Here is a 26,889-nt window from a genome sequence, read left to right on the forward strand (position 1 = left end):
ACAGAGAATCCGGCGCAGGCACCCGTACGAGCATGCGCTATTATTAAAATTATTTGACCAAAACGCTTTCGATCATATCGCAAGCGGGCCTGGAGTCATTGACGTCTTCATCCACGTTTCACGTGGGGTGGAAGTCAAGGACCTGCGATACATCCAGCCATGGGAGATATAATTCTGTATCTCTGCTAGAAAAGATGAAAAGGTGGTGAAACAGCTCTGTTGAAACCCTCAACAGGTAATAAGAAGAGCGCGTTGAATACAGAGGATGAGTGCAGCAGTACGATCTCGTTTGTTTCACACCGGAACCAGCGAACTATCCACTCACTACAGGTGCGAATCTAACGCTGATACTTCTATCAGATTCCGGTTATATTGGTAGATCTATGATGAATTACTCAGTACAGTCCGTAGACTTAGTTATCATGGTCAGCAACTGCGTTTTCCTGTCGGTGGTACTCCAGTGAAGTGAAGTGAAGTGATATTTAACTAGCTCTGGAATACCTGTCTAACGGTACTTCTTTTCCATTTTTGATTACTCAAATTATGGCTTCCTCAACGTACAAATCCAAGTGTCGTTATCTAAACAACTGCGGCAACTGACGAACGGACGTGGATCGAGATCAGTCAGTCTAACAGGCCAAGTTCATCGAGACGTGACGAGATAACGTCGAGTGCGCGGCCAGCATCCGCCGGTTCTTTTGCTCCTGTGACGACGACTTTGCCGCTACCGAAGATAAGGGTGACCACGTTGGGGTCGTCCATGCGATAGACCAGACCCGGGAATTGCTCGGGTTCGTATTCGATGTTTTCGAGACCGAAGCCGATGGCGATGGCGTTTAGATTGACTGCAGATCCGAGGTCGCCACTCGAAACGATATTTTGGATAGTGATTTCTGGATTAGATGGAACGTCGATACCTAGGCCACGGAGTTCATCGAATACAATGTTGAGACTTTCGTAGACGTCGTCGGTGCTTTTCGCACCCGTGCAAACGATCTTGCCCGACCGGAAGATCAGTGCGGCGGATTTCGGGTTCTGGGTCCGGTAAACTGCCCCGGGGAACCTCTCTTGGTCGTAGTCCGTTCCGTCGAGGTCTTCGGCGACCGCCTCGAGGTTGAGTTCCCGATCCACTCCAGTTGAAGCGACAACATTCTCTATCGTGGGAGAGTGTTCCGAAGTGATCATGCTTATATGGAGAATAAGCATTTAAATGCGAAATAGGTGCTGATCTCTATGGGACCACTACGTGACGAAATATTCATTCAGCTTCTATTTTAACCCTCTGTATCTTCGAATACAAGGAAAAAGTATCGGCTGTGTCCTGTGTTTAAATTGCATTAGGTAAGTATGGGAATATAGGTTCGTTATTTAGCACGTAGTTTATGGTAATTATCGTATATTTTGATTGTCTCTCTGCTATCTTCTTGACCTATACTTACCGATCACTCCCCTTCCCAGATCGGCTCTCAGCCTGTGCCGCATTCGCGCTTTGCGCTCTGTATCCGGCAAGGTCGCCAAAACCTATCACCGAATGAGGGTTTCAACAAGGCCGGTGAAGCTACAACACTGACCGATTACAGCTCGACGAGAATCTTCACTGCTTCTCGCTCCGGACTAAGAAGCGCCTCAAACCCATCTTCAACAACATTCTCTAGTTTAATTCGACTGCTGATCAGTGCTTCTGGATCAAGGTCCTCCGATTCGAACATACCGATGACCGCACCGAATTCCTCGTCTGACTGTGGACCTCCTTCATAAGCGAGCGTCCCACTGAGTGTCCGCTCACCCATAACGAATTCATTCGGATTTAGTTCTACGGTCTCTTCGAAGATGCTGACGATCGTGATGTTCCCACTAGGAGCGGTCGACGCGATTGCATCCTGAACTGTCTGCTCAATCCCTGCGGCTTCAAACGCCACATCAACGCCACCATCAGTCTGCTCAGTAATGTATTCAGCTGCGTCAGTCTCAATCGGGTTAATTGTCTTATCTGCTCCAACTTCAGATGCGAGGTGACGCCGTGAATCCTGCGGTTCAACACCGTAGATCGTACCCGCGCCAGCTGCCTGCAGTACCTGAATCACCGTCAGGCCAATTGGACCTGTTCCATAGACAGCAACTGAATCACCAGCAGAGAAATCACTGGTCTGGACTGCATGAAATCCAACACTGAACGGCTCAACAAGAGCGCCGTATTCTGTAGGGACTGAGTCTGGAAGCGTGATTGCTTTCTCTTCAGGAACAACAACTTCCTCAGAGAGCCCACCGCCACCACCAGAAAGACCAATGAATCCACCCGACTCGCAGAGGTGATAATTCCCTGCTTCACAGTGCTGGCACTCATCACAGTAAATGATCGGGTTCACTGCTACGTGATCGCCAACAGAGATATTGCTCACTTCTTCGCCCACTTCCGTCACTTCGCCCGCAAACTCGTGACCCATCGGAATCGGAAGCTCTTCACCCGTTACCGGGTTTGGCTCTCCTTCATCAGGGATGAAAATCGGACCTGCCGTATACTCGTGAAGATCCGAACCGCAGATCCCACATGCTTCCACGGCAACACGGACTTCATTTGCAGCAGGTCCTTCTGGCTCTTCAATATCTTCGACACGAACGTCTTCCTGTCCATAATAAACTGCTGCTCTCATTACGGAGTTACCTTACTGCCCTCTGTGGATAATAGTTTGGTTGCATCGGACTCTGTTGAAATCCTAAGTAATCATATATATTGCAATAGGTATAGAGTGTACGACATACTCCCGAATCTTTCACAGGATAGAGATAACGGCTGGTTGGTGGTTCGAGAGACCGAAGATCTCTCGTCATCACGAAAGGCGCTTAGTAGTTCACAGAAGAATTGGGTACATGGTGTAGCGTATTTACTCGAGACTGGTATTCTTGCTGTGTATCTTCAATTGAGTTTACCCAGAGTTTACTGAATCACTATTGTGCCTTTCGAACGACACAGCCAGCGGTTCGCCTGTTCAACCGTAGCGAGGGCAATTTAGCCCCACGAGAACAGGTCACGAACCGCGAACCGTAATCACCCACCTGCGGTCGGGAATCCCCATCCTCAGCGAACCCGAATGGGTGCACGCAGGGCGGAGAGGATGTTAATTATCGATAGATGTTCCGTCTCCGAGTTCCGACAAAAGCGTGTCAGCTGCAGCGCTGGAAGACAGGGGACCGCGGGCAGTAATCAAGTCGCCGTCAACGATAACGTTCTCCTCGGCATCAGGATCAGCATCCCAATTGGCACCAGCAGCCCGCACCTCATCTTCAACCCAGTAGGGGAGCTTACGCCCATCTGGCAAGCGGTCATTCTCGTCAACGAGGTCTTCCTCCCACGCGTTAGGGAATCCGGTCACATCTCGGTCTGCGACTAGATAGTCACCATCACTGGTACGCGTGAACGCCATTAGTCCAGCAGCGTGACAAACGACTAATGCCTTGCCGTCGTCACCCTCGACTGCATCGCGCAGGAGCGCGCGAGCGTGACTGTCGGTGTTGATATCCCACATTGTCCCGTGTCCACCCGGGAACACCACTACATCGTAGTTCGTTGAGTCGACGCTGGCGATTGGCTCGGGATTCTGAATTCCTTCGTACCCCTCGTGGAGGTCTTGAGCGAGTTCTGCTGCCTCCTCGGTGACGAAAGCATTGTCGGGATTCAGTGAGGTCTCATCGATGACCGGTTTCGATCCCGATGGAGTCGCGATGTCAATATCAAAGTCCTTGTTTCTGAGTTCGTCAAGTGGATTCGCGCATTCTTCGCCCCAATAGCCTTCTTCACTGATAATAAACAGAGCAGATGGCATCGATGTCGTGTAGAGGTCTGGAACGGAAAAGCCACCGGGTACTATTGTGTATTGCCGCCACATTACTCTCGTAGCCAACACAGTTCCTGAAATCCACTCACAAGCACCCTTACCCGAGTTATACGATTAATTATCACGGAGCTACTGACACACACTCATTTCGAGAAAATACAACACATAGCAATATTATCCGGCTACCCTGGTTATCGCCAGTCGTAAGTTAGTGGCTGGGACTCGAGTGCCTCGAGACACTGCTCTATCGCCGTGAGCACCGTCAAATACACCTCAGGTGCCGCCAGAAGTTGATTCGACAACTACTATCCGGTTCGTAGTAACTTCTAGCTTTCAACTGGTGAGTGTCGACTGCGTGACCGTTTTCACATACTTCACCTGGGTGAATCTGCCGTTCCGGTAGGTGTTGCTGGGATCGAAATTGACTCTATCTGTGTACCGAATGGCAGGTGTGCGAAATTCAAACCGCGAGTGGATATTCGCTGAACGTCCCGAGGGCGAACCGGACATGGACAGTTTCGAACTCCGCGAGCGCGACATTCCGGACCCGAAATTCGGGCAACTTCTTGTCCGCGTTCGCTACCTCTCAGTTGATCCGTATATGCGAGGACGGATGCGGGACACCGAATCGTACGCGGAGCCGTGGGAGGTTGGCGACATAATGCACGGCGCCGTTGTTGGTGAGGTCGTCGAAAGTAAGAGCGACGCCTACGACGCTGGCGATCTTGTGACAGGAAACGGAACCTGGGCGGACTACAGTCTCCTTGATGCCGATAGCGTCATGCCCGTTGACCCCAATGTGGCAGACCTACCTGCGTACCTCGGCGTGCTCGGAATGCCGGGCCGAACAGCGTACTTTGGGCTGCTTGAAGTTGGTGACCCTAATCCAGGAGATACAGTTGTCGTCTCTGGAGCGGCCGGCGCAGTCGGCTCCGTTGTCGGGCAGATTGCGAAGATGAGTGGCTGTCGCGTTGTTGGATTTGCTGGCTCCGAGGCGAAAGTCAAGTGGCTTACCGAGGAACTCGGCTTCGATACTGCGATCAACTACAAAGAGGTTGATGATTACGAGGCAGCACTGGATGATGCTGCACCAGGTGGCATTGATGTCTACTTCGACAACGTCGGAGGTCCGATCACGGATGCGGTGTTTACAAAACTGAACCTTGACGCCCGCGTCGCCGTCTGCGGGCAAATTGCCCACTATAACGACGAGGAAGTGGCGACGGGGCCACGGAAGCTTACACAGCTCATCGCAACGCGAGCAAAAGTGCAGGGACTACTCGTCGCTGACTATGCCACTCGATTCGAGGAAGCTAGCGAACAACTTGGCGAGTGGGTTGCGACCGGCGACATCGCTCATCGCGAGACCGTCGTCTCCGGACTCGAAAACGCACCCGACGCATTCCTCGGATTGTTCTCCGGAGACAATATCGGAAAACAGGTTGTCAAGATATCCGATTGATATCTTCGACCCTCTAAAGCGCGGAGATGGTGCCAACCTCGCCTACTTTCGCTCGGTGGTTGCACCTTGGCTCGAGACATCTCAACAGATCGTAAACGGCAGGGTACTTTCCTTGTAGAAAGATAGTTCGCTCAACCGATAGAGTTGAAGCGAAAGACCTCGGTTACCCATGACCGTCTTCGGGTCCGAGTTGCCGAGACGCGCGCAATGGTTGATGTCTGTCCGTCTCCAGTGATCAGTATCCCATGCGCCACGTCGAGATTTCGCTCCGACCGGAGACGCGCGAACCAGTCTTAGAGGTACTTGACTCGGAACGGATTGACTACACAGTCGTTCCGACCGACGACAGCAGCGAGTACGAATCCCTCGTATCATTCACCCTCCCGAAAAGTGCCGTCGAAGTCATCTTAGACGAGTTAGAGAGGGTCGGACTCGGCGAGGACGATCACACGGTGATCGTTACGGCAGACATGGTCATCTCCCAAAAGTTCGGAGCTCTCAAAGATCGGTTCACGGGAGAGGTGCTGGACGATCAGCGCCTCGCTCGCTACGAACTGTACGCCGAATCGGAAGGACTCATATTGGCGATTCCGATATACGTGACGCTGACGCTGGTCAGTGCGATCGTTGCGACGGCCGGGCTGTTACTCGATTCGGCCGCCGTCGTGGTCGGGTCGATGGTGATCGCACCCTTGATCGGACCGACGCTCGCAGCCAGCGCCGGGACCGTTCTCAACGAACGCGACTTGCTCTGGACCGGGGTTATGTATCAAGTGCTGGGCGTCAGCGTAGCGATTGCCGGTTCCGCGGCGTTCGCCTGGCTCTCGAAGTCGCTGTTTCTCGTACCGCCTGGGATTGAGGTCCTCGAAATCAACGAAGTCAGCGAACGGGTCCTACCTCACCTCCTCTCGCTGGTCGTTGCCTTCGGCGCGGGAATTGCCGGCGTGTTGTGCCTTTCGACGGGTACCTCTGTCACACTGGTTGGCGTGATGATTACTGCTGCACTGATCCCGCCCGCCGCAGCGGCCGGCATCGCTATCGCATGGTGGATACCGAACGCCGCAGTCGGCTCGCTCGTCCTCGTCTTCGTCAATCTGCTGGGCGTCAATATCACGGGCCTCCTCACCCTCTGGGCGATGGGATACCGCCCCCAAATTCAGAGTGAGGAAGGGATCGCACGGCAGTTAGTCCGTCGTCGCCTCATCGTGTTGACGTTCGTCATCCTAGTACTGTCGATATTCCTGATCGGTGTCACGTGGGCGTCGTACGAACGCGCATCGCTTGAGAACGACGTCACGACGGAAGCGGAGGCCGTCCTCGACTCGTCAGCGTATCAGGACACCTACCTCGTCGAAGTCGAACTATTTCTTGAGGAAGAAATCCCGTTCGAGCCCGTAGTACGAATCGAAGAAGGGTCCCTATTCGAGGGACCCGAACGTATTGTAATCACGGTCGAGCAGCCGGGCGATGACGACCATCCGGAACTTGTCTCGGAACTGGACGAACGAATTACCGACGAAACGGGAGACGACGTACGGGTCGACGTTCGGTTCATTGAGTACGATACTGCGTAGGGATTTCGGCGCTCTCCGACTGATAGTGACATCCACTCGCCTACAAGGGTCTCTTACCCACAAAGAGCGTGACTCCATGAAAATCCGCTTAATTCTAAACAACCTACGAGGGCGAGTTCCCCGACCCACCGGGGTCGGGGGTGAAGCCCGACACTCGGCCTAGTGTTCCGTCTCCTCGATATATCGTTCAACCACTTCCTCCGATACTGCCCCTGTCGTCCCCACGTGGTACCCGACTTTCCAGAATCCGCCGCCCCAGAAATACGACTCCCGAATCTCGGGATACTGTTCCAGCAAGTGCTTACCAGAGTACGACTTGAATTGCCGAGCGATGTTCGCCGGACTGTGTTTCGGGTCTGTTTGCACGAACAGGTGTACGTGGTCGTCTGCAATCTCCAACGCCAGAATCTCGTGCCCGAAGTGGTCAGCAGTCTCACTAAACAACACCCGCACATCTTCTTCAACCACGTTGAGAACCGGGTGGCGGTACTTGAGGCACCAGACGAAGTGATACTTGCAGGAACTAACCGAATGTGCATGACTGCGGTACTCTTCCATCCCTAATCCCTACATTTATGATAGTATAGAACGATTGTCAAAGTATGGGTGAAGAAGCCACGAAAACCATTCAGACGCGCCTTCACATAGCGTCTGGTGAGCGGTCGTGGCTTCACGACGCCCGCCTCGCCTCACGCGAGATATTCAACCAAACCATCCGCCTCAAACAACACGGGTACACTCGCACCGAGATACAGAAGGAGGTTGACCGCGACGACTTCTTGCGGAACAACAAGTGCGCGGTCGTCGGCAAAGCCCTCCAAACGTGGGACTCCTACCACTCGCTCAAAGAGTGGTGGGAAAACCAAGGCGACCCCGATGGCGGCAAGCCGACGCCGCCGAGTACGGACAAATCAGGCGCGTACCCGCTCGTGATGGCGCACACGGAAGGCTATCGCCTCACCGTGGACAACGACACGAGCCGCATCCAATTCCGCATCAGCCCGAAACCCTACAAGAAGGTGAAAGGCCACCTGCGCGGCGAGCCGGACGCGATGGACGAACTTCGAGACGCTCTCGCGTCGGATGAGGTGGATGTGGGGCAGGCCGAACTCCTGTACCGCGATGGCGTGTACTACCTACACGTCACGGTCACACGCGAGTTCGACGTGCCCGAACCCGACACCGCTGATACTGTGGTCGGCGTAGACATCAACGAGCGCAACGTCGCACTCACCGCCCTCGACCGCGAGACGATGCGGACGAAAGGCACGCTCGTCCTCGACTACGGACAAGTCAAGCAGGAACGCCAACGCTACCACACTATCACCACTCGGTGTCAGGAACACGGCAAGACGAGCATCCACCGGAAGCTCGGTGACAAGGAGGAACGGTTCACCGAGTGGGTTATGCACCGTCTCTCCGGTGCTGTCGTAGAGTTCGCAGAGCAGTTCTCAAACCCGGTCATCGTGTTCGAGGATATGAGCGGTATCCGCGACGAAATTCAATACGGGACGTATATGAACCGCCGGTTGCACAAACTGCCGTTCCACAAGTTCGAGAAGTTCGTCTCGTACAAGACGACGTGGCGAGAGATTCCTACAGAGACGGTGGACGCTTACTACAACTCACAGACGTGTTCGTGTTGTGGTGAGCGTGGGTATCGGCAGGGGCGGCGGTTCCGGTGTACGAACGGCGAGTGTGACGTGGTTCAAGACCACGCTGAGCGGAATGCGTCGGTGAACATCGCGTGGCGCGAGACGGCGAAACTCGACGGTAACGAATCGAATTACCGGACTCACAAAACCCAACCACAGGTTCGGTTGGTGCGTCTGTCCGGGTCGGGGCGTGTAAGCCGCCCAACCTCATCCCGCTCGCTTGCCGAGCAGGGAGTGCTAGCGCACGGCTGAGGGAATTACAAAAGCCTCGGGCCACCGCGCCCGAGGCTGTTTACTCCGTGGAAGGTCAATTCCGGCATCAGTGAAAACATCGGCGGCGACCTATTTAAGATGCAATCTCGTTCTCACCAGCTCTGGTGAAGAGGACGTAAGACCACAAAGCCCCTATCAAACGTGCAAGATAGCATGACGGGAAACAGCACAGCCGTTGCCAGTCAATCGAACGAGGCGCTCACTGCATCTGCGAGCACGCCCGGTTCGCGGTAGTGCTTGCTCACGGGTGGAATCTCCTCATCGAGATCAAGCAGGTCATAGACGGCGGTCATCGCCGTCCGCACCGAGTACTCGACGGTGAACACGACGTCACGTTGGAGTTCGGCGTACTGCCCGAGGAATGCGAGATTGTTCGAGCTATCGGGGACGACGAGCGGCCGGTCGCCGGGCGTCCGGGGCTGGAAGTGAGCCGTGATGAACGGCATCATACACGGCACGCAGTCTACGTCCTCCAGGATTTCCGGCAGGCGATCCTCACACTGCAGGTGATAACAGAGCTCTTCGAGGATCTCTCGTCCTGTACATTCGGACATCTTCTTTTCGACGTAGTCACCCTCTTGGTCTGTGAACAGGGCGTATCCCCAGAAGAGTTTCACGTCGTCAGGCTGGTTCGGGAAGTGCGGCTGGGCTGCGACGACAGTGGACAGAAGCCAGGACGAGTCGACGTATGTTACCAGCCCGTTGCCCGGCTCCTCGTCAGTGAATTCGACGATATGATCGAACAGATCAGTGTTGTGCAACGTGACGGTAAAGGACTCCCACTTGGTCTCCTGAACATTGCCCGCGAAGACCTCGGGGTCGCCGAATCCGGTGTTGTCCTCGGCGATCGACCGCCACAGCTCCCAGGACGCGCCGGTCTCGTTCGTTTCGGGTGCTTCGTCCCATGCCCCGAGGTCCGAGCCATCGGTCATCGAACCGTTGGTGAAAAAGACTAGGTCCGTGGAATCGACCTCGACGCTCTCAGTGCCGTCTCCGGTTTCGTAGTGGAGCCGCTCGACAGTCCGCCCTACTCGAGAAGTCACGATGTCCATATCGATCACGCGACAGTCCTGCTGGAAGTCGACGCCACGAGTTTCGAGCCAGCGCCGAAGCGGCAGGATCATCGAATGATACTGATCGTACTTGGTCCGGTCGATGTCTTCTAACGTGTGTAGACCGGGGAAGACGTGCAAGAAACGGTACATATACCGGCGGACCTCAGCGACGCTGTGCCACGGCTGGAAGGCGAAAATCGTCGCCCACAAGTACCAGAAGTTCGTCTCGAAGAAGTCGTCGTCGAACCACTCTTCGACCCGGGTGTCTCCAAGTCGTTCCTCCGGTGTAAGCAGAAGTCGAACCAGCGAGAGCCGGTGGTGCATCTTCAGTTCGAACTGCGAGGCATCGAGACGGGTGCCATCCTCGACCAGCCGCGTCTCCGCATATGACTCGTGGATCTCGTTGAACTCGTTCATCTCTTCTTTGACCGAGATACTGGGGTCCTCGAGCGAAGGGATCGTCCGGAAGAGGTCCCAGGTACATTCGTAGGCGGGGAAGTTGAACATGCGCCCACCGCGGATAACGTACCCTTCGTCGGGATTGCCTGCACCGTCCATTGCCCCGCCAACGACGTCAAGTTTCTCGTAGAAATGAACGTTCTCGCCAGGCATGTTTCCATCGCGAATCAGAAACGCCGCGGCGGCCAGGCCGGCGATGCCACCGCCAACGACGTGGGCTTCGCGGTCAGCGACGTGTGGTGTCTGTTCACCAAACATGCAATCCCCCCAGCGACGCGTTCGTTCGGGAACGATCATAGGCCGTCATACCGTCTGTATTCGTCTGAAGTGCGGGTAGTGGAGTCATAGATATACTTCTGGATCGCTGCCGACCTAACAGGTGCACCTGACGTTTCATCACACTTAAACTGGGGATGGTCAAGTACATAATGTATTCCAAAATATATACCGTAATTCATACAGTCTATCTAACTTTATTTGGTATAACCACCCGTTCAGGTAGTTAATCCGTTAGTAGGCAATCAATGATCATACCACGCTATTGATCATGTGGCCGACGAGACGACGTTGGCCGCGCCGGAATTGCTCAGAATGCCACGTGCCACGTGACAAATCCGAAACGATCCCCGATCGCCTCGAGCGGATCAGTTCGACCGCCCAGGAGATCATCGACGTCGTCAGCGAGGTGACCGATGGTGAATGACCGATCGCTTCTGCTCGAGATCATCACTGCACTCGAGGAACAGGACCTCGATCGAGGAGAGTACCAACTACAGCGGATGATCGTCGCCGAAGCCCTCGAGCGGCTTGTAGACTCGACGGGCCCACAGACTGAGACTGATCTCGAGATTCGATTCTCGGTTGGAGAGTTCCGTGTGGTGGTGACATCATCCGATGTGGCCGTGATCAGGGTGTCGTAGAACAGGCTACCAAGACAAGGACATCAGAGGATTCCAAGAGTCCACGTTGATGTGAGGCTACTCCGCAAGCGAATAGAGCTTCTGACGGGCGTCTCGAAAGGACACTCGTTGCTCAACTAACTCCTTTTCCTCAAGCCGAGAGATCGCATAGCGAACAGTCCGAGATGAGAGTCGAGTTTCTTTGACCAGTTCTTTCTGTGTGCACTCTCCCTCGAATTCCAGCGTCTTGTAGACCAACTTCGCACTCGGTGGCAAGTCCTCGAGCCGTTCTTTTGCGCTGCTCACTGTCTGTAGTACTTCTTCGAAGTAGACACTATAGGTCGTTTCGCTTCGGCAACCCGGCTCATTCTTCGAGAGCACCGAGAGACTACGTCAAGTCGAACCAGAGTTCATTCCTGTTCCCAAGTGACCGCACGGTTCGGTTTGTGTGGTGCCAGATGGGTGGACACCATGACAGATCATCCGACGTTATCGGAGTTCGTGACGAGCGAAGCGACTGACTCGAGGCCGGCCAGTCAGCCATCGACTGACGAGACCGTGACGATGACGGCTGACGAGCGGGTTGCAACGTACCTTATCGAAGATCAGATGGCGGATCTCACAGACGCAATCCGCGAAGCCGTCCAAAACGGCATCGACAGTCCTGGGTCATCCCGTGTGTTGGTCAGCATCTCACCTGAGCGGTCGCTCATCCTTGACGACGGTGCTGGCGTTGACCTCGAGTCGACCGAAGGGCGACGCAACCTCTCAGTGTTGGGTGCAGGAAGCAAACAGCGATCGGATGACGAGACAATCGGCGAGTGGGGCATCGGCAAGGGTGCGATCATCGCGAAGGGTGCCGTTCGTATCTGGAGTCACGACACCGCACTGTGTTTCGACTACCGAGATCGACGCGACTCTGGGCCGTGGGCAGACGTCAGCGGGCGCGATGGCCAACTCGTGGACGCTGACCATCACCTCGAGGGGATGCTCGTCGAGATCGATCACTACGAAGACGAAGTGCCAGATCCAGACAGCTACCGCTGGCGGCGCTACGTTCGCGATCTTCGCAGGCGCTTTGCGTACGTGCAGCCCCGAACAGGCGTCTCGATCGTGATCAACGGCGAACCGGTTGACAAGGGTGATCCACTCGAGGCAGTGGCTGACTCACCACATCCGTCGCTCACACGCGAAACGGAGGATGCGATCCTCGCACTCGAGTACACACCTCACGAGGGACTCGACATCTATAGCAACGGTCTGTACGTGACGACGAAACGGGAGTATGGGGTCGGTGGTGTGGTCGTCTCGAAGGGGAACTTGACGCTGAACTTTGCCCGCAACGACATCCAGTCGGGCTGTGACCGCTGGCAGCGGATCGACAACGCACTTGAGCAGACACGTGACGATCTATATGCTGAGGTCTCGGACGATCGGCTGACTGCCGAGAGTCGGGAGGTGATGGTTGAAGCGATGGCCTCCGAGTTATCGGACGAGCAGTGGGCCGATCGAAAGCTGTTCCAGCTGGCGACCGAGTCCCGTATCAGCCTCGAGGAGATCCAGGCGGCCCCGAAAATCGGGTGGATCAACGGAGCCCAGAAAGGCGCGGACAAGCTCGTCGAGCGTGGTTACGTCGTCCTCGATACGAGTGATGCGGCGACCCAGCGGCTTCGCGACCTCGCCACTGATGAGGACACATCGATAGCGGTACCGGAGACGTTCGATGTTGGCGAGCAAGCAGAGTCAGAAGGTGTGTGGACAGGCTATCATCGGGTTGAGGACGAATCGCAACTGAACGCTGATCAGCGGCGGTATCTCCGCTTCGCGCGAGTGCTCGCACGGGACTTGGGATTGAACGAGATGTGTACTACGGCGAGGCAAGTGCCGATGCCTGGACCGACGGCAGGACGTACATTGTGATCACCGACTCCGCCGTGACGAGCCGCCAGCGTGCAGTCTGGATGCATGACCTGTATCTCGTGATATTACACGAGGCAGCCCACGAGACCTCAAGTCAGGATCGTCCCTCGCACGGGCATCACTTTGAGAGCACGTATCGGTCGCTCGTGGAGGATCCTGGTAATCGACGTTCGTTCGCGAAACTTGTCCAGCAGGTCGTCGACGAGGGGTTTCAGTCCATGTTCAAGAAATATGAGGCCACACTGAGATTCGAGTGATCAACAACAACCGAGGTCGTCTTGAGGGGCAATTTTATTTAGCTGTGGGTACACTGTATGTACAGAGAACAACTATGGGAACGACTCGAGTAAACTTCCGTATTCCAGATGAATTAGTCGAGAAGGCCGATGTCGCAGCGAAGATTACTCACAAGAATAGGACGGAGATTGTGACTGAGGCACTTCGATCCTATCTAGACGAAATCGAAGACGAGGACGCGTTCAATGAAGAGATCGTCGAGCTATATCTTGAAGACGAGATCGGTTTTGATGTCCTCAAAACGTTTATTGGTCGCCAAGACGCCGAAGCGGTTCGTACCTCAAAAGCCGTTCTTGACCAAGGTGAGGATCTCGCCGACGAGCTTGCGGGGCTGTAGCTGGCAATGATTGTTGCCGATACGAGTGCACTTATTTCATTAGCCACAGCCGAGGTAGTTGACCTTGTCTTCGCTGAGTTCGAGGTTCACACGACGAGTGTGATTATAGCAAGAGCTCGAGGAGACAGCTGAGTACGACGATCCACATGGACAGGCAGCTCAGAATGTGCTCGAAGCAGCAGGCGCAATTCTCTGTTCACACCGTTGACGGAGAACAATTTGAGTCATCAACGATCGATCAGGGGGAGGCAAGTTGTATTCGGTTGGAAGAGCAGCTTGAACCTGCATTTCTTCTGACCGACGACCTCCGAGCACTCCCAGAGATTCAGACTCTCACAACTGCCAAGGTCGCACTCTCGCCAATTGTACTCCGGGCGCTCGTCAAGCGGGGCGTACTTGAACCAAAGAACGCTCAGAATAGACTTGAGCAGATTGCCAAGACCCGAGACTGGCTTGGTGCGCCGATCTACCGTCGTGCAAGACAGCTCCTTGACGAATAGCTAACACTGCTCTTCTGGGGATGTGATCCGAAGTTCATTCTCGACTTCGTAGAAGTAGCCCCGTTCAAGGAGCCGCGTAAGTGCGTGCTCGACGTCCCGTTGCTCGAGTGCTAACTCTGAATCGGCGACTAGGATGTCGGTGGCATCGTCGTAGTCGATCAGCGGAACACTGTCTTCTTCGTGGTCTGGCCGACATGCCTGCGTACACAGCCGGTCGTAGCACTCGAGAATCCACTCCGGAAGTGGTGGCCGTGGATCTGTGACGCGAGCCATTGCAGTTCTGTCTGGTTGTTTCGACAGTCATCCGCTTAACAGTACCCGTTGAATACGGGTTTTGCTCGCAATCGAGTGAGATTTTATGATGCGGCGGCTGCCGTGTCGCCAGCCTCTGGGTCGAACGGGAGGTTGATGACGAATTCGTCGGCAGCTTCCTTCGAGTTTGACATCACGCACAAAGGTGGTCGATCACAAAGCCATACAGGACAGTTCCAAGCACCTCAACGGAACAGTGGGTGATCACAGAGTCAATAGAGACAGTTCTGACCAACTGAGAATCGAAGCGAGGTTGATAGTAACTCTCCCAAATATCCCATCTGTCGCGTTACTAATGATCGTGAAAACTTTTGTTGGCCACGTTCGCTCACCAGGTGATGGGTGAAGATCGTCGGAAGGAGATCAAATATCATCTTTCAGAAGAGAAAATTGATGAACTCCTCCGCGAGGCTAAAGACGATCGCCGGAAAGAGCGGTTGGGTTTTCTGAAGAACCTCTATTATGGCGATTCGATTGCGGAAGCTGCCGACCGTGAGGGCAGGTCGGCAGCGACCGGCGGTCGCTGGGCGGATGCTTGGAACGAAGGTGGGCTTGAAGGATTGATGCCGAGTTTCGGGGGCGGCCGACCCCCGAAACTCGACGAAGACGAACAGGAACAGTTGGTTGAGATGCTTCGAGAAGGACAGCCGTGGAAATCACAGGAGATTCGCCATCTTCTCAAACAGGAGTTCGACGTTGAATATCACTCGGACTATCTCGGGAAATTCCTCCGTGAGTTGGGCTTATCGTATGCAAAACCTCGCCCAAAACGCCCATGGCGACCGGAGAATCCAGAGGAGATTCTCGAAGAGCGCGTCGACGACGCGCTCGACGAAGATGATCAACCCCATAACAAACGTAAAGGAGATGATGAAGAAGGGTGGATCGTCGACGACGATATCTGTACAGATGGCGGCACTGTTCTCGGGTTTTTCGATGCATCACAACCGCAACCGTATGATAATTCACGACGTGTCTGGTACGTCGATGATCCACACGTTGAGCGGCCGTTAGTGAAGACAGAAGACTCGGCGGTTGGGTTCTACGCAGTGAACGGCAACAGTGTGGTCCAGTGGAAAGAAACCGAGGAGAAAGAGCGGATTTGCGAGGTGTTAGAGGCGGTACGCGAGCAGAATCCCGGCAAGCGGATTCTGCTCGTCTTGGACAAGCACGGCTCCCACATCTGTGAATACACGCGCAAGCGTGCGCACCAACTTGGCATCGATCTCGTGTTCCTTCCCTCAGGATCACCGCATCTCAACCCAATCGAACAGGTTTGGAAATACCTCAAGTGGACGATGGCACCGATCATCGTTGAGAACGAAGACGAGTTCCACGAACTCGTCAAGGACGTATTTGATCAAGTGACACAACGAGTAAGTTTCGCAAAGAGCTGGTGTAAGAAGTTCCTTGATTTTCAAAAGTTTCCTTGATCATTACCCGCGCGACAGGCCAGTTAAATCATCCACGACCCTATTTGTCTCAGTCCGCCCGGCGGCCACCACTCTACGCCCATCCGGGTGGCTTTTGAGGTCTGATCAAGGACGGTGAGCGGTAGCTACTTGATCTCGAATGCGCCAATGGCTTCGCGTGGCTCGACATCGTACTCGAGGAGATGATCGGCAGCCAACTGCCACGCTCTTCGCGAGAGTTCGGGATCGGCCTGCTCGTAGTGGACTGAAAACTCGGTCAGTGCGACGGCGATCAGGATGTCTTCTTGGCGATCGGTCAGTGACATCACTGCCGTTGGCCGCGGCTTCTGATATAAACGTTAGACTGAAGGATGTGAGGTTAGCAGTCGCCAGATTCAGAGTTAGCCAACCCAGTCCGTCGGTCGGACAGCGACTGCACTCTGGGTAAGTGGTTTATGAACCTTGAAAATATAGATCACACCCACGATTGCCGCAATCGTTGACATCCGGAATTGTTTCTGGTAACGCCGAGCCAGTTCTCCACCCTGCTCTTCCCACGGACGTAGAACGCATCTCGAGACGAGAAGATTCCGGTGACAGCTGGCGTCTTCAGGGACACACCTATTCGGTTCCTGCAAAGCGCGTCGTGGAAACAGGAAGCCCCACCTCAAGGAGCGAACGGCGTCAGCCGTGAGCGAGTAGGGTGGGAAGAAAGTCACTATGTTGCTCCGGTACGTTCCCGAGTTTAATGACCGGTCTCGTCCACTACCACCACCCCGACGACGAGCAATATTCACTCGCGTACGTTACGCTCGATCACGACGAGATCGAACCCGACGATGGGAAAGTCGAAACCTACCAACTCGAGGAAACAGTACACGTCCTCTACACCAACTCCGGTGCGAGTGGAACGGTCGACGACATCACCGAGGATTTTGAAGCGATACTGGACGAAATGGACGAATCAGACCGGCTCGTGACAGTGCGAATTCTCCAGACGTTCGAAGGTGTCCTTGAAGCCACAGAACTCGAGGAGGGAGAAAAACTCGAGATTTACAAGCAGATCGACGTTGGTCGAATTCCAGCTGCACTTGAGCACGTCGATTGGTCGAAATCGGTAGTCAAGGTCGCAGGGCAGTTGATGTCGTCACTCATTTTGGCTCACCCGCTTCCAAACGCCAACCATCGAACCTCGATCGCATTCGCCGAGTGGTACCTCGAGAGTGTCGAGCCGTCGTTTTCGCTCCCAGAGTTGGCGACCGAGAGCTACGACTGGCAAGAATGGGTCGACACGTATATCGCCGACTCGAAGCGACTTCTCACCGTACGGCGAAACACAACCCCGTTCAGGTTGCTCGATGAGTGGGGCTGTGAGATCGTGTTGCGAAAAGGTGGGATTGAAATCGAGCTCTCGGAGTACGACCTCGAGCTGCCACAGTCAGAAGCCCTGTCGACGTATGCGACTCATCATACCGAACTCTGTACCGAGTTCATGATTGAGTCAGTGACGCGAGCCGGAGCGTCGCATCTGCGTTTTGAGAATGGGGTCGACAAACAGGAGTTCCTCGAGTATCTGGAATCTAGCGAGTAAGACGTACGCGTTAGTCCCGGAGCTGGGCAACGGTCCGTCCGAGTTCCCGAGCACGTTCGCTCTCGGAGATGCCATACCGTTCTTCCAGCGACCGAAGTTGTTCTTCGAATTCCATGGTGTACGGGAGTGTGCTCCTCTACAAGCAGATAGTGCGTCATCGAATAAGTAAGTTCTCGTGCTCAAGCGCTCACTCTGGGCTGGACGTCTCTGTATCAGATAGTCGGCTTTCTACTTCCTCACAGCGCTCGGCTACTATCGACGCTCCCTCGAGAGGACCATCGGCGTCCAGTGCCGCTCGGTACAGTTCTGCAGTGCGTTCCATCTCCTCTCTCGCTAGTTCGTCTGGGTCCTCGAGCCAGTAGCTATCTGCGAGTTTCTTGTATCCCCAGGGATCCTCGGGATACTCCTCGATGAGTGACTCGAATTCCGCCCTACTGTCAGCAGTTCTGTCCAGTTCTGTGAGTGTGTCGGCGATGAAGTGACGAAAGTCGAGTAGGAACTCGTCAGATGCATCCGGGAACTGCTCGCAGACCTCCCGACAGAATTCGAGTCGGTACTCGTGATACGCTGGATCATCTTCCGCTACGGTGGCAAGGTCACTGTCGAGCGATCGAATGAAAGCCTCGAGCGAGAGAAACGACGGTAATTCTCGGTCTGCCTCATCGATAGACGTGATTTCGTCGGGTGTTACGTCGACGATGTACTCCCAGGCAGTTAGCCACCGATCGCAAGCCTCAGCGCGGTTTCCTTTCTCGCGGAAATCGCGCCCCTCCTGAACGAAGTCGTAGATCCGTTCTTTGTTCGGGGTGTCGGGTGCCCAGCGCTCCCAGAGTACTTCTGCTGCCATCCAGATGAAGTCCTGATCATAGCCCGTGACATCAACCTCGTATTCAGCTTCCCACTGCTCGGAGAGTGTCGTCGCCGAATTAAAATTTTCAATCCGACTCCGAAACATCGTCTCGCTCGTTTCGATGCCGTGATCGGCGAGTTTTTCGACAATTTCGTCCGTCGAGAGGGCTTCGACGTCGCTGAGTTCCCACGCATCAGCAGGGTGGGTCCCGTTTGATGTGTCGGCTATTCGTTGCTCACGGTGAGCGGGTTGACTTGCTTCTTGGACCTCTTCGTTGCCACTCTCACCTAATCCGTGTTCGTCGACGTATTGCTCGACACGCTTCTGATCAATCCGACTGAGTTCGTCACGTTCGTGATCCTCATAGAGATGCTCACGGATCGCAGATTCCTCCTCAAAGGTTTGCTCGCAGTAGCGACACTCGACCATTACTCGAGAGTACGTATGCGGGTAGGAAAAACAACAGGTGTGGACGGGGCGTATGTGTAAGATCGACTAGGAGTGAGTAGCCTGAGACGTCGCCTTCACGGTGCGGCGGCTACCGTGTCGTCAGTCGCTGGATCGAACGAGAGACTGATGACGAGTTCGTTGAACCAGACGACCGGGCGCTTGCTCTGGTCGTCTTCCTCGAAGAAGATGATTCCCAACTGGGCGAGTCGACTGAGTTCTTCGTGGACGTTCTTGATGTCCCGGTCAACAACCTGTGCAATCTCGTTAATGCTGGATGGCCCTTCCTGGCGGATGGCTTCGATGAGATCGAGGACGCGCGGCGTCAGCGTCTCCATGAGGTCGTCGTAGCTAGTGAACGAGAGCGTCGGCGGAGAATCCACCGCGTCGCCTCGCTCAAGCGCCTCGATGCCGTCGGTGACATCATCGTGGAACTCACTGGACGACTTGACGGTCACGACGAGGGTTGATTCGGCCCGAAGCTGTTCGCGCTCCATCGGGTGCAGCGGCGGCGTGGTATCGTTCATGGGTATCACCGTGGTGTGATGGCCTCACTTGACATCGAACTCGGAGAGCGTCTGCTCACCGTGAAGAGCAGTGAGGGTGTGGAACTCGCCATCAGTGAGCATACTGTTGCATAATAGCTGATTGATATATAAGTGACTTCGCTATCTTGCAACAGCCGACTGGCCCAGTCAAGTCAGCGCACAGTATTAACGTCGATCCGAGAATCTCCACAGTGCTCTCGAGAGGATTCCGGTGACAGCTGGCGTCTTCAGGGACACCCACAGGGAAGTCATTGGAGTAAGACCGACAACGACCGATCAAGTGGCGTACTACAGACTAACGGTACACTGCATACAACCGCTCCTGTGCTGGATGTTAGGTGGGCGGATAGAGTGATACCCTTCTCAGGGGTTGTGGGTAGTCGGGCGACACCCGCAACCGTCGACGTCAGGTGTCTCTGGGGCAGGCCATTTCACCAGGGATGTCGACATCGTCCATTAATAAGACACGGCGTTCCGTGTACTCGAGGCCGTTCTTGCGCTGTGTCCGCTTTTTGACTGCCAGCCTGCTCTTTGAGAGATCGAGCAACGCATCGATCGTTCGCGAGACCAACTTCTTCGCGTAGTCGTCACTGATTCCCTTTTCCTGCCGTCGGATCCAGTGTTTCATGTCGCCAGCGGTGACGTACTCTCGAACGCTTGCACTCCCCTTCCGCCAGGGGTTGTCTCCAACCGCCGGATCGGTACGCGCCTTCCAGAGCTTTGCAGCGAGCCGAGACGGAAGCGCCGATGTCGTCGCCCAGAGCATATCCTCGTCCATCTTCGCGAGCTGCTGGAGTGGAAGCAGATCCCCATACGAGAGGGAGACATCGCCACCACGTTCGAGTGGGTCGTCACTCTCGGGGAGGCGGAAGTAGCTCTCACCGTCGTCTTTGCGGATGCGCTCGAGGCGGCCATCCACAACGTCGATCTCGCCTTCGTCGACGTGATCCTCCAAGAGGTGTGCGCCTTTCTCGAGTTCGCGTGCTTGGAGTTCGCCGACGCGATCTTTGTTGGCGTTGAGTTTCTTCTCGTGGGCGTCCAGTCGTGCTTCGATCGGTGACTGTGATTGTTCCAGGTCCTCGAGCCGTTCTTCGAGAGCCTTGTTTTCCGTGTGAGCCTCCTCGAGTTCGGCCTCGAGGCGACCTATGCGGTCGTCCTTTTGAGAGAGTTCATCCTCGAGAGTTGTGACGCGTTCGTGAAGGCGCTCGAGTTCGTCGACGAGTGTTTGGAGTGTCTGTGCATTGGGGTCGGAACAGCCTGTGTTCGCGCTCATTTGGTTCTGGATTCGGTGGCATTGTCGGGCGATTCGACTCGCGCTGCTGGTCGATGTCGGGAACGCTGGTAGAGCAGTAGCCTACTGACTCGAGAGTCGCCTCGAGAAAGCGGAGTGGCCGTTACCCCGAAAGATGTCTTCGTGTTCAGGAACACCGATGTCGGTCTACCGGGGGTTGGTGGCTCCGTCTCGAGTGGCGAAGTCTGGTCTACTGCGCTGGATAAGTCAAGGCGATCCCGAGGTGGTGTGCTGGCTCAGCTAGCCACCCTCGGGTTGGAGTCGACAGTCATGGCTTGCCAGCTTGATGAGCGAGTCGAATGGACACTCGCAGATATCACAGTAGTGTCTCTGGCCCGTGAGGAACGTCTCACGTTCCGTGTGGCCGCCATCGGGCACGGCAGACTGTCTCTGATGCTCGAGTCCACTGGAGTCGTGCTCGCTGGGCCATCCCTGTACGTGAAGATCGACTTCGGTAATCGGTTCGCGACCAGTTTCTCTCCACGTGCTATTGCGGCGTTCGTGTTCGATCCTCCAGGCTTCGCCACCGGTGTCGGGGACAACCATCACCCGTCGGCGACGGCCGCTGATCGACGTGTACTCGAACACGAATTCGACGGTCGGTTCAGTGGACTGGTCACAGCCGCCATCGGTTGCGATGCGTGGGTCGTCATCGGCATCGACGAGTAGAATTCCGTCCTCGGTTTCGAGAGTGTGGGATCGGGTATCGTCGTCGCCGATAATGATCTCTGAGCCGTCGGTCGCTTCAATATCGCCCGGTTCGTAGCCGGCGACGGCGCGGGCCTCTGCTCGCAGGCGCATCTCGCGAGCGCCTTCGCGCTCGAGTTGTTCGGCACGCTTTGCGATAGCTTCGTGATCATTGACGATCATCATTGGTCGCCCACCTCGACAGCGCCGACGATCGCGTCAGCCATCGTCTTGAACAGGTACTGCGCCTCGAAGCCGCCGCGACGGTCGGCGATGTAGTCGATCCAGTCGTCGATCGTCTTCTCGACGTCCTCGAGGTCGTAGCGGACGGTGCGCTCGCCGTTCTCGATAACGTGAACAGACTCGTCGGTCGTCCGGTAGACGTGGTGTGCGCCCTCGTTGTCGATGCCGACGGAGATGTAGTCGGCGCGTGGGTCGGTGGTCTGTGCTTCCGAAACCGTTTCGTGGGTTCGCGGTTGAACACTCATTGCTTCTCTCCAGAAGCACAGGTCCGGTGCTCCAACACCGGGCCGAGAGTTTCTCACGGCCACCCCGTGCTTCACAGTAGTTAGTACATTTGCTAACCAAATAAAAGTTAGCATTTGCACTAACATTAGAGCATTCGATAACTATTAGGATATATGCTAAGCAATGTATGGCCAGAGGTGAGCAAATATTACAACCAGTACAGCCGAACGGGGTCGTATGTCGAAGACCCGGGCGCTCCTCACGGAGACTGAACGAGAGCAGATCGCCGGCGAGCACGGAGACCAGCGACGCTATCAGGCGACGTCTCGTGTCCGCCGCCGCATCGATGAGGAATTGTCGAAAGATATCGAAGTCCTCGAGGAACACCACCCGGAGCTGCTTGAGGAGCTTCGCGATGTCACCTGCGAGGAGTGAGATCACGATGAGTAACCAGCAGCCATTGTTGGATCACAAGGTTCGCGAACAGCCGCTTGCCCAGGTTCGCGACGCACTCATCGCGCTCCCCTAGTCGCCGATCGAACATTGATCTGTTCGGTACTGAGATCAGTCACCCTCAGCAGCAGCTCTGAGACAATTCGTACACACGAACCCAGCTTTTTCAAGTGAGATCAACGTCGATACGTAGGCAGATCGCCTATAGAGGCACAGACAGGTCGTTTACTTTGGAATCCCTAAATTGACGACGTGCACACGGCAAGTCACGGCTCGTGTGCATATTCGGGAATCGGATTCTGTCGACGTGCAACCCCAGAGGGGGGCAGACGTAATGGGTAGAGTAACTACCGGTTCACACTTTCTATCCAGCTACAGATTGTATCAAGAAGTGAACGAAGCTTCTGTTGTTCTTCTATATCATTTTCTAAGCCTTGAATGTATGAGTAGTCATGAACCAGTTTGTTCCGCTTCTGTAGTTGGATAGCGATTTGCCGTCAGACCGATTTCGTAGCAGTCTCATGAATGGTCTCTCAATAGTGAACCAAGTGTGTCGCTGGGGATTGGCGGATCGCCGGAATCGATAGATTCCGCGATCCGCACCGAGAACAGTACGTATCTCCGCCAGCAACTCGTCGTCCAAAAGCTTGAGAACCGTCTTCTCCGTCGCCAACTCGCTGCACAGCAACAGCAGATAGAGGTACTTGAGACTCGCCTCAAGCGGTACGAAAACCCAAACACACCACCCAGTAAGCAGGGTGGTGCGGCTGGATCACCTGGCAGCGACGACAGAGACAAGGAAGAGAACGAAGACCAAGGGAACGACGCTGGCGGCGACGCTGACGCCGCCAGCGACTCCTCTCCAGGACGTGACGAAGGTCACGAAGGAACAACTCGACCGCCTCCGGAACCAGAAGAGACTATTCGAGTCGATCAGGGATATTGCCCAGACTGTGAGCAAATCCTCTCTAACCCGGACAGCTACATCTCACGGACGATTATCGACATACCTCTCCCTATTCCAACCACTGTCGTCGAGTACGAACTCGGCAAACACCGCTGTTCCTGTGGAAACGAAGTCGTTGCTGAACATCCTGACTGCCCGGAAACCGGGCGGTTTGGGCCAAATATCATGGCCCAAACCGCCCTCGGTAGGTTCCATCAGCGACTTCCAAACCGTAAACAGGCGGAGCTGTTTGACTGGGAACTCGATACACCCATCTCTCATCGGACGATCTACAACCTGACCAAGCGGGTCGCAGACCGGCTGCGACCCGCGTATGACGATGTCAAAGCCCGTATTCAGGAAAGTGACGTCGTCTACTGCGATGAAACGGGATTTCCTGTTGACGGAGAGCAACACTGGGCGTGGACGTTCGTTACTGACGAAGAAGTGCTGTTCTGGGTTGATGAGAGTCGTGGAAGCCAGGTGTTAGAGGACGTCCTCGGCGAGGACTTCGCCGAGGACTCGACGCTCAGCTGTGACGGTTGGTCAGCGTATCCGAGCTATCACACGAAGCTCCAGCGGTGCTGGGCACATCTGTTGCGAGAGGCGGAGTACGTTGCTGAACGGTACGAGGAAGCAGAGAGGTTGTCTGCGGAGTTACACGCTCTCCACGACGATTTAACGGCGTTCGACGAGGAGGATCCGTCCGCCTCCGCCCGCGAGCAAAAGCGGGCGGAGGCGTCGTTACATCTGGAAGGGCTGATCAGAGAAGACTACGAGGCACAGGAGGTCAAGAAGCTGATCGAGAAGATCAGGAACGGGTTAGGGCACTGGCTGACGTTCGTTACAGAGCCAGACGTCGAGTCGACGAATAATCGCGCAGAGCGCGCTCTGCGCGAGCAAGTTGTGCTGCGGAAGATGTTCCGGACCCTCCGCTCAGCCGAAGGGGTCCAGATTCACGAGACGATCACGACCATGTTAGCCACGTGGAAACGGCGAGGACTAGATCCGCCCGAACAGCTCCAATCCATCCTCGGTGGGAAAGAACTCAGTTCAGGATGAGAGGTATCACTGACCGGTGAATCCTGGTCACGCTATCCAACTACATATCATGGGAATATCTGAGTGGATTCCTACAAGCGAGGAATTCAAGCCAAATTGGCTATCTCCTGTGACTTTCCGCCAGTCTGTTGTTAGAATTTCCTACGTAATTGGTCTCGGAATAGTATTATCTATTTTGGTGGAAATAACTCTACAGTTGCTGGGAATTAGTGTTGTGTTCCAAAGTCGTATTACGATCACAACACTGCTCTCTACGGTCGGGCCAATTATCCTCTCTACCCTACTTGCATACCTCTACTATCAACAGAAGCAGATTCTGTCAAAAGAACACCGTTCCAATATATCTGTAAACCGATTTATTGGCGCTGATGAAGATAATATTCGGCTAAAAATTTCCAATGCTGGGAGTGGAGTTATTAGAAGTGTTCTATTGCGGATAGATTTAGAATTTGATGATGGGGATATTAGAGGAAAGTCAAATTACTTGGATTTAAAGACAGAGAATGGAGATTCTTCTCGGACTTTCGTTAAGCCCTACGAAGCGGATACTATATTCTCCAAGAAATTGTTATTACCTATAAAATTCCCTGATGAATCAGATCATCGAATACCTCCCTTTGGAATGGCTATGAGATTTGCTGAACAGTATGGAGCCACCTCGGGACATCTGAAAATTGATCTAGTTTGGGAAGATGCAATTCAGACAGGGCAGATTACAGTGTTTGACGAGGATTTTGAGGTCAAGGGAATCGAGGATTTTGAGAACTTTATCGAAGAGTACCCTGAACAATCAGCAGTCCTATTTGGGGGACTCGATTAATACGCAGACGTAGTTCCCACGACGTTATATCCGAGAATGACGGTAGTGTCGGACTTGCTAGTCTTCGTCGACAGACTTGGTCTATGTACTGTTCAGCGTCCTAAGATTGATTTGAGCTTAGATAGGATGCTTTCCGAACTACTGGTGCCTGTATCTGTTTTTTCACTATTATCTTTCGATTCAACCGACCCGTCCGCACTCAGGTCTGGACTCCTCGAGGAGATCGTCTGTTCTTTCCGTCGGCATTCAAGGCAGAGCTCGTGGTCAGACGTAGTGTAGTTTGAACAGCGATTGCACTCTGCCTTCTCGGTTATCTCACTTGCAGACGGCTCGTTTGACGCTGATTCCGAGAAATTGATCTCTCCTCTAAAATCTGGTCCAAGTGTATTCAAATCGGATAATGCGGAACAGTTGTGATTCTCTGGAAGTCGATGGCTGGAGCAGTAGCTAAACCCGCAGTAAGAGCAAGAGTTCTCTATACTCGGTACTTCCCGACTGGTGTGAGAGCTGGAGCTAAAGCGTTGATCTCATGAGGAAGATGTCTGGTTGAGTGAATGTGTTCAGTATCCCTCAGCCAGACGGTGTTCTTTCGGACTCAGACGTGAAAGATTTAGCGGAAGACGTCATCTGCCAACTCCCCTTGCCAGGGATCGAGGGCTCGCCCCTCGATCCCGGCGATATCTGGGCTGTTGTCATTCTTGCAGCAGTCAATCAGACCTCCATCTGGGAGACGTGCAAGGACAACGACAACGCTGTCTGTGACGATACTGTCATGGACTGGCTCCATACGCTCAACCGAGAGTGGCTTGAGCGGGTTGCTAACCGCCTTCTCAGGGAGGTAGCGATGACGATCCTCGACCCTGATCGGTCGAGGATCGTCTCCATTGACTTCGTCGATAACCCCTACCACGGAACGTACGCCGATGAAGAAGGTGAACTCTGCCGCATGCACGCGAAAGACGGAACAACGACGTGCCACCGGTACTGCACGGCGTATCTCGTCTCGAACGGAAAGCCAGTGACGCTGGCGATGACGTACGTCCGTAGTGATGAGAAAGAGGCCGACGCGGTCGAGCGCGTCCTCGACCGCGTCGAGGCCTATCCCTTCGAGATAGAGCTTCTGTTGGCTGATCGTGGCTTCTACAACGAACGTATTCTGCGCCGCTCACGGGAGATTGCTGCGACTGTCGTTCCCGTCCAAAAGAAGGGCAAGCGCATGAGGAAGAAGCTGGATACGCACTGCTCGTACATGACAACCTATCGGATGTACAAAGGCCGCGAGCGGGAACTGGAATTCCCGCTCGCGGTCGCTGTATCATATCACGCCGGAGATCGCGGGAAAAGCGGCGAGGTCGTTCGAGGCTATGTGGCGTGCGATCTGGCCGATCGCACGCCGAAACAAGTCGAACGGCTCTATCGGAAACGGTCAGCGATCGAAACGAGCTACCGTGTATTTCGCCAAGCACGAGTGGTAACGACGACACAAGACCCAATCATCCGCTTCGCGTTCGTCCTGGTTGGATTCCTGTTGGAGAACCTCTGGCTTGTGCTTCGATGGGCGGTCGTCGCCCGCCCCCAGCGGGGCGGGCGCGACCTGCCCGAGGAATTCACGTTCAAGACCTTCTCTGACTGGATCAGACATGCATTAGAGGAAGAGCTAGAGCGGAGTTGGGAAATCGAGATGAACGGAACAGGTGTGCCAGAAGCATACGCGCCGGCCGCGGGCTGACGCCAGCCC

General features: G+C 54.7%; 25 protein-coding genes and 3 pseudogenes. 14 read left to right on the forward strand and 14 right to left on the reverse strand.

The window, feature by feature from the left end; translation table 11 throughout:
- Positions 1-624: 624 nt before the first annotated feature.
- The 3 genes from BDK88_RS17290 to BDK88_RS17305 form a co-directional block, all read right to left on the reverse strand.
- Positions 625-1,185, reverse strand: a complete 561-nt coding sequence (locus BDK88_RS17290) for a TATA-box-binding protein (RefSeq protein ID WP_006183532.1) — start codon at positions 1,183-1,185, stop codon at positions 625-627.
- 389 nt (positions 1,186-1,574) lie between these two features.
- Complete coding sequence (locus tag BDK88_RS17295; RefSeq protein WP_083857106.1) at positions 1,575-2,651, reverse strand: 2,3-butanediol dehydrogenase; 1,077 nt, start codon at positions 2,649-2,651, stop codon at positions 1,575-1,577.
- Between the two features lie 465 nt (positions 2,652-3,116).
- Positions 3,117-3,821 carry a type 1 glutamine amidotransferase domain-containing protein gene (locus BDK88_RS17305; RefSeq protein WP_130501469.1) on the reverse strand — a complete coding sequence of 235 codons (705 nt, stop codon included), beginning with the start codon at positions 3,819-3,821 and terminating at the stop codon, positions 3,117-3,119.
- A 463-nt stretch (positions 3,822-4,284) separates the two neighbouring features.
- Here BDK88_RS17305 and BDK88_RS17310 point away from each other — a divergent pair, with 463 nt between their 5' ends.
- Positions 4,285-5,295, forward strand: coding sequence for an NADP-dependent oxidoreductase (locus BDK88_RS17310; protein WP_130501470.1), 1,011 nt, complete (start codon positions 4,285-4,287; stop codon positions 5,293-5,295).
- Positions 5,296-5,540: 245 nt separating this feature from the next.
- Positions 5,541-6,869, forward strand: coding sequence for a TIGR00341 family protein (locus tag BDK88_RS17315; RefSeq protein ID WP_130501471.1), 1,329 nt, complete (start codon positions 5,541-5,543; stop codon positions 6,867-6,869).
- A 159-nt stretch (positions 6,870-7,028) separates the two neighbouring features.
- On the opposite strand, the gene tnpA is transcribed toward BDK88_RS17315, so the two are convergent.
- Positions 7,029-7,427 (reverse strand): IS200/IS605 family transposase, encoded by a 399-nt coding sequence (gene tnpA / locus BDK88_RS17320; RefSeq protein ID WP_130501472.1) that lies wholly within the window; start codon positions 7,425-7,427, stop codon positions 7,029-7,031.
- A gap of 44 nt (positions 7,428-7,471) precedes the next feature.
- On the opposite strand from tnpA, the gene BDK88_RS17325 reads away from it, so the two are divergent.
- The gene (locus tag BDK88_RS17325) at positions 7,472-8,776 is read left to right on the forward strand and encodes an RNA-guided endonuclease TnpB family protein (protein ID WP_130501473.1); all 1,305 of its coding nucleotides are present in this window, start codon (positions 7,472-7,474) and stop codon (positions 8,774-8,776) included.
- A gap of 203 nt (positions 8,777-8,979) precedes the next feature.
- On the opposite strand, the gene BDK88_RS17330 is transcribed toward BDK88_RS17325, so the two are convergent.
- Complete coding sequence (locus BDK88_RS17330) at positions 8,980-10,569, reverse strand: oleate hydratase (RefSeq protein ID WP_092936169.1); 1,590 nt, start codon at positions 10,567-10,569, stop codon at positions 8,980-8,982.
- Positions 10,570-10,918: 349 nt separating this feature from the next.
- Here BDK88_RS17330 and BDK88_RS22375 point away from each other — a divergent pair.
- Together BDK88_RS22375 and BDK88_RS17335 are read left to right on the forward strand one after the other, a co-directional pair.
- Positions 10,919-11,014, forward strand: a pseudogene (locus BDK88_RS22375) (DUF955 domain-containing protein); the annotation flags it as partial.
- Positions 11,007-11,231 carry a HalOD1 output domain-containing protein gene (locus BDK88_RS17335; RefSeq protein ID WP_092936171.1) on the forward strand — a complete coding sequence of 75 codons (225 nt, stop codon included), beginning with the start codon at positions 11,007-11,009 and terminating at the stop codon, positions 11,229-11,231. The pseudogene BDK88_RS22375 and the gene BDK88_RS17335, both read left to right, overlap by 8 nt.
- Positions 11,232-11,288: 57 nt before the next feature.
- On the opposite strand, the gene BDK88_RS17340 is transcribed toward BDK88_RS17335, so the two are convergent.
- Positions 11,289-11,516, reverse strand: coding sequence for a MarR family transcriptional regulator (locus BDK88_RS17340; RefSeq protein WP_006182396.1), 228 nt, complete (start codon positions 11,514-11,516; stop codon positions 11,289-11,291).
- Positions 11,517-11,681: 165 nt separating this feature from the next.
- On the opposite strand from BDK88_RS17340, the pseudogene BDK88_RS17345 reads away from it, so the two are divergent.
- From BDK88_RS17345 to BDK88_RS17355, 3 genes and pseudogenes are all read left to right on the forward strand, one after another.
- Positions 11,682-13,387, forward strand: a pseudogene (locus tag BDK88_RS17345) (ATP-binding protein).
- Positions 13,388-13,461: 74 nt separating this feature from the next.
- Entirely contained in the window at positions 13,462-13,764 is a 303-nt protein-coding gene (locus tag BDK88_RS17350) for a ribbon-helix-helix protein, CopG family (RefSeq protein ID WP_008015253.1), read from the forward strand.
- Positions 13,765-13,770: 6 nt separating this feature from the next.
- Positions 13,771-14,264: pseudogene (locus BDK88_RS17355) on the forward strand (hypothetical protein).
- Here BDK88_RS17355 and BDK88_RS17360 read toward each other — a convergent pair.
- Complete coding sequence (locus BDK88_RS17360; RefSeq protein WP_130501474.1) at positions 14,265-14,537, reverse strand: hypothetical protein; 273 nt, start codon at positions 14,535-14,537, stop codon at positions 14,265-14,267.
- A gap of 377 nt (positions 14,538-14,914) precedes the next feature.
- On the opposite strand from BDK88_RS17360, the gene BDK88_RS17365 reads away from it, so the two are divergent.
- Positions 14,915-16,009 (forward strand): IS630 family transposase, encoded by a 1,095-nt coding sequence (locus BDK88_RS17365; protein ID WP_130501475.1) that lies wholly within the window; start codon positions 14,915-14,917, stop codon positions 16,007-16,009.
- Between the two features lie 125 nt (positions 16,010-16,134).
- Here the strand turns inward: BDK88_RS17365 and BDK88_RS17370 are convergent, their stop codons facing one another.
- Positions 16,135-16,314 carry a hypothetical protein gene (locus tag BDK88_RS17370; protein WP_130501476.1) on the reverse strand — a complete coding sequence of 60 codons (180 nt, stop codon included), beginning with the start codon at positions 16,312-16,314 and terminating at the stop codon, positions 16,135-16,137.
- A gap of 422 nt (positions 16,315-16,736) precedes the next feature.
- Here BDK88_RS17370 and BDK88_RS17375 point away from each other — a divergent pair, with 422 nt between their 5' ends.
- Entirely contained in the window at positions 16,737-17,579 is an 843-nt protein-coding gene (locus BDK88_RS17375) for a hypothetical protein (protein ID WP_092935087.1), read from the forward strand.
- A gap of 187 nt (positions 17,580-17,766) precedes the next feature.
- Here the strand turns inward: BDK88_RS17375 and BDK88_RS17380 are convergent, their stop codons facing one another.
- The 5 genes from BDK88_RS17380 to BDK88_RS17400 all read right to left on the reverse strand — a co-directional run bounded on the left by BDK88_RS17380 (position 17,767) and on the right by BDK88_RS17400 (position 21,890).
- Entirely contained in the window at positions 17,767-18,858 is a 1,092-nt protein-coding gene (locus BDK88_RS17380; protein WP_130501477.1) for a tetratricopeptide repeat protein, read from the reverse strand.
- 95 nt (positions 18,859-18,953) lie between these two features.
- Positions 18,954-19,403: an HVO_A0114 family putative DNA-binding protein gene (locus BDK88_RS17385; protein ID WP_242611698.1), complete on the reverse strand. Its 450-nt coding sequence runs from the start codon at positions 19,401-19,403 to the stop codon at positions 18,954-18,956.
- A 427-nt stretch (positions 19,404-19,830) separates the two neighbouring features.
- Positions 19,831-20,697, reverse strand: coding sequence for a hypothetical protein (locus tag BDK88_RS17390; protein WP_130501478.1), 867 nt, complete (start codon positions 20,695-20,697; stop codon positions 19,831-19,833).
- 258 nt (positions 20,698-20,955) lie between these two features.
- Positions 20,956-21,588, reverse strand: coding sequence for a hypothetical protein (locus tag BDK88_RS17395; protein ID WP_130501479.1), 633 nt, complete (start codon positions 21,586-21,588; stop codon positions 20,956-20,958).
- Positions 21,585-21,890, reverse strand: a complete 306-nt coding sequence (locus BDK88_RS17400; protein ID WP_130501480.1) for a hypothetical protein — start codon at positions 21,888-21,890, stop codon at positions 21,585-21,587. Before BDK88_RS17400 ends, BDK88_RS17395 begins: the two co-directional genes overlap by 4 nt.
- 217 nt (positions 21,891-22,107) lie before the next feature.
- On the opposite strand from BDK88_RS17400, the gene BDK88_RS17405 reads away from it, so the two are divergent.
- The 3 genes from BDK88_RS17405 to BDK88_RS17415 all read left to right on the forward strand — a co-directional run bounded on the left by BDK88_RS17405 (position 22,108) and on the right by BDK88_RS17415 (position 25,151).
- On the forward strand, positions 22,108-22,305 hold the full coding sequence (locus BDK88_RS17405; RefSeq protein ID WP_130501481.1) for a hypothetical protein: 198 nt from the start codon (positions 22,108-22,110) through the stop codon (positions 22,303-22,305).
- Between the two features lie 568 nt (positions 22,306-22,873).
- Complete coding sequence (tnpC, locus tag BDK88_RS17410) at positions 22,874-24,331, forward strand: IS66 family transposase (protein WP_130501482.1); 1,458 nt, start codon at positions 22,874-22,876, stop codon at positions 24,329-24,331.
- 49 nt (positions 24,332-24,380) lie between these two features.
- The gene (locus BDK88_RS17415; RefSeq protein WP_130501483.1) at positions 24,381-25,151 is read left to right on the forward strand and encodes a hypothetical protein; all 771 of its coding nucleotides are present in this window, start codon (positions 24,381-24,383) and stop codon (positions 25,149-25,151) included.
- A gap of 92 nt (positions 25,152-25,243) precedes the next feature.
- On the opposite strand, the gene BDK88_RS22380 is transcribed toward BDK88_RS17415, so the two are convergent.
- A complete protein-coding gene (locus tag BDK88_RS22380) occupies positions 25,244-25,630 on the reverse strand; it encodes an AN1-type zinc finger domain-containing protein (RefSeq protein WP_130501556.1) in 387 nt (128 codons plus the stop codon).
- A 77-nt stretch (positions 25,631-25,707) separates the two neighbouring features.
- Here BDK88_RS22380 and BDK88_RS17425 point away from each other — a divergent pair, with 77 nt between their 5' ends.
- The gene (locus BDK88_RS17425) at positions 25,708-26,880 is read left to right on the forward strand and encodes an ISH3 family transposase (RefSeq protein ID WP_130501484.1); all 1,173 of its coding nucleotides are present in this window, start codon (positions 25,708-25,710) and stop codon (positions 26,878-26,880) included.
- Positions 26,881-26,889: the final 9 nt, after the last annotated feature.

The organism is Natrinema hispanicum, assembly GCF_004217335.1.
In the GTDB taxonomy this organism is placed as follows: Archaea; Halobacteriota; Halobacteria; order Halobacteriales; family Natrialbaceae; genus Natrinema; species Natrinema hispanicum.

What these genes read in the sequence shown, in the direction of transcription:
- BDK88_RS17290 (WP_006183532.1), bottom strand. Translation starts at nt 1,185, where the DNA reads ATGATCACTTCGGAACACTCTCCCACGATAGAGAATGTTGTCGCTTCA.
- BDK88_RS17295 (WP_083857106.1), bottom strand. Translation starts at nt 2,651, where the DNA reads ATGAGAGCAGCAGTTTATTATGGACAGGAAGACGTTCGTGTCGAAGAT.
- BDK88_RS17305 (WP_130501469.1), bottom strand. Translation starts at nt 3,821, where the DNA reads ATGCCATCTGCTCTGTTTATTATCAGTGAAGAAGGCTATTGGGGCGAA.
- BDK88_RS17315 (WP_130501471.1), top strand. Translation starts at nt 5,541, where the DNA reads ATGCGCCACGTCGAGATTTCGCTCCGACCGGAGACGCGCGAACCAGTC.
- tnpA (WP_130501472.1), bottom strand. Translation starts at nt 7,427, where the DNA reads ATGGAAGAGTACCGCAGTCATGCACATTCGGTTAGTTCCTGCAAGTAT.
- BDK88_RS17325 (WP_130501473.1), top strand. Translation starts at nt 7,472, where the DNA reads ATGGGTGAAGAAGCCACGAAAACCATTCAGACGCGCCTTCACATAGCG.
- BDK88_RS17330 (WP_092936169.1), bottom strand. Translation starts at nt 10,569, where the DNA reads ATGTTTGGTGAACAGACACCACACGTCGCTGACCGCGAAGCCCACGTC.
- BDK88_RS17350 (WP_008015253.1), top strand. Translation starts at nt 13,462, where the DNA reads ATGGGAACGACTCGAGTAAACTTCCGTATTCCAGATGAATTAGTCGAG.
- BDK88_RS17360 (WP_130501474.1), bottom strand. Translation starts at nt 14,537, where the DNA reads ATGGCTCGCGTCACAGATCCACGGCCACCACTTCCGGAGTGGATTCTC.
- BDK88_RS17365 (WP_130501475.1), top strand. Translation starts at nt 14,915, where the DNA reads ATGGGTGAAGATCGTCGGAAGGAGATCAAATATCATCTTTCAGAAGAG.
- BDK88_RS17370 (WP_130501476.1), bottom strand. Translation starts at nt 16,314, where the DNA reads ATGTCACTGACCGATCGCCAAGAAGACATCCTGATCGCCGTCGCACTG.
- BDK88_RS17375 (WP_092935087.1), top strand. Translation starts at nt 16,737, where the DNA reads ATGACCGGTCTCGTCCACTACCACCACCCCGACGACGAGCAATATTCA.
- BDK88_RS17380 (WP_130501477.1), bottom strand. Translation starts at nt 18,858, where the DNA reads ATGGTCGAGTGTCGCTACTGCGAGCAAACCTTTGAGGAGGAATCTGCG.
- BDK88_RS17385 (WP_242611698.1), bottom strand. Translation starts at nt 19,403, where the DNA reads ATGAACGATACCACGCCGCCGCTGCACCCGATGGAGCGCGAACAGCTT.
- BDK88_RS17390 (WP_130501478.1), bottom strand. Translation starts at nt 20,697, where the DNA reads ATGAGCGCGAACACAGGCTGTTCCGACCCCAATGCACAGACACTCCAA.
- BDK88_RS17395 (WP_130501479.1), bottom strand. Translation starts at nt 21,588, where the DNA reads ATGATGATCGTCAATGATCACGAAGCTATCGCAAAGCGTGCCGAACAA.
- BDK88_RS17400 (WP_130501480.1), bottom strand. Translation starts at nt 21,890, where the DNA reads ATGAGTGTTCAACCGCGAACCCACGAAACGGTTTCGGAAGCACAGACC.
- BDK88_RS17405 (WP_130501481.1), top strand. Translation starts at nt 22,108, where the DNA reads ATGTCGAAGACCCGGGCGCTCCTCACGGAGACTGAACGAGAGCAGATC.
- BDK88_RS17415 (WP_130501483.1), top strand. Translation starts at nt 24,381, where the DNA reads ATGGGAATATCTGAGTGGATTCCTACAAGCGAGGAATTCAAGCCAAAT.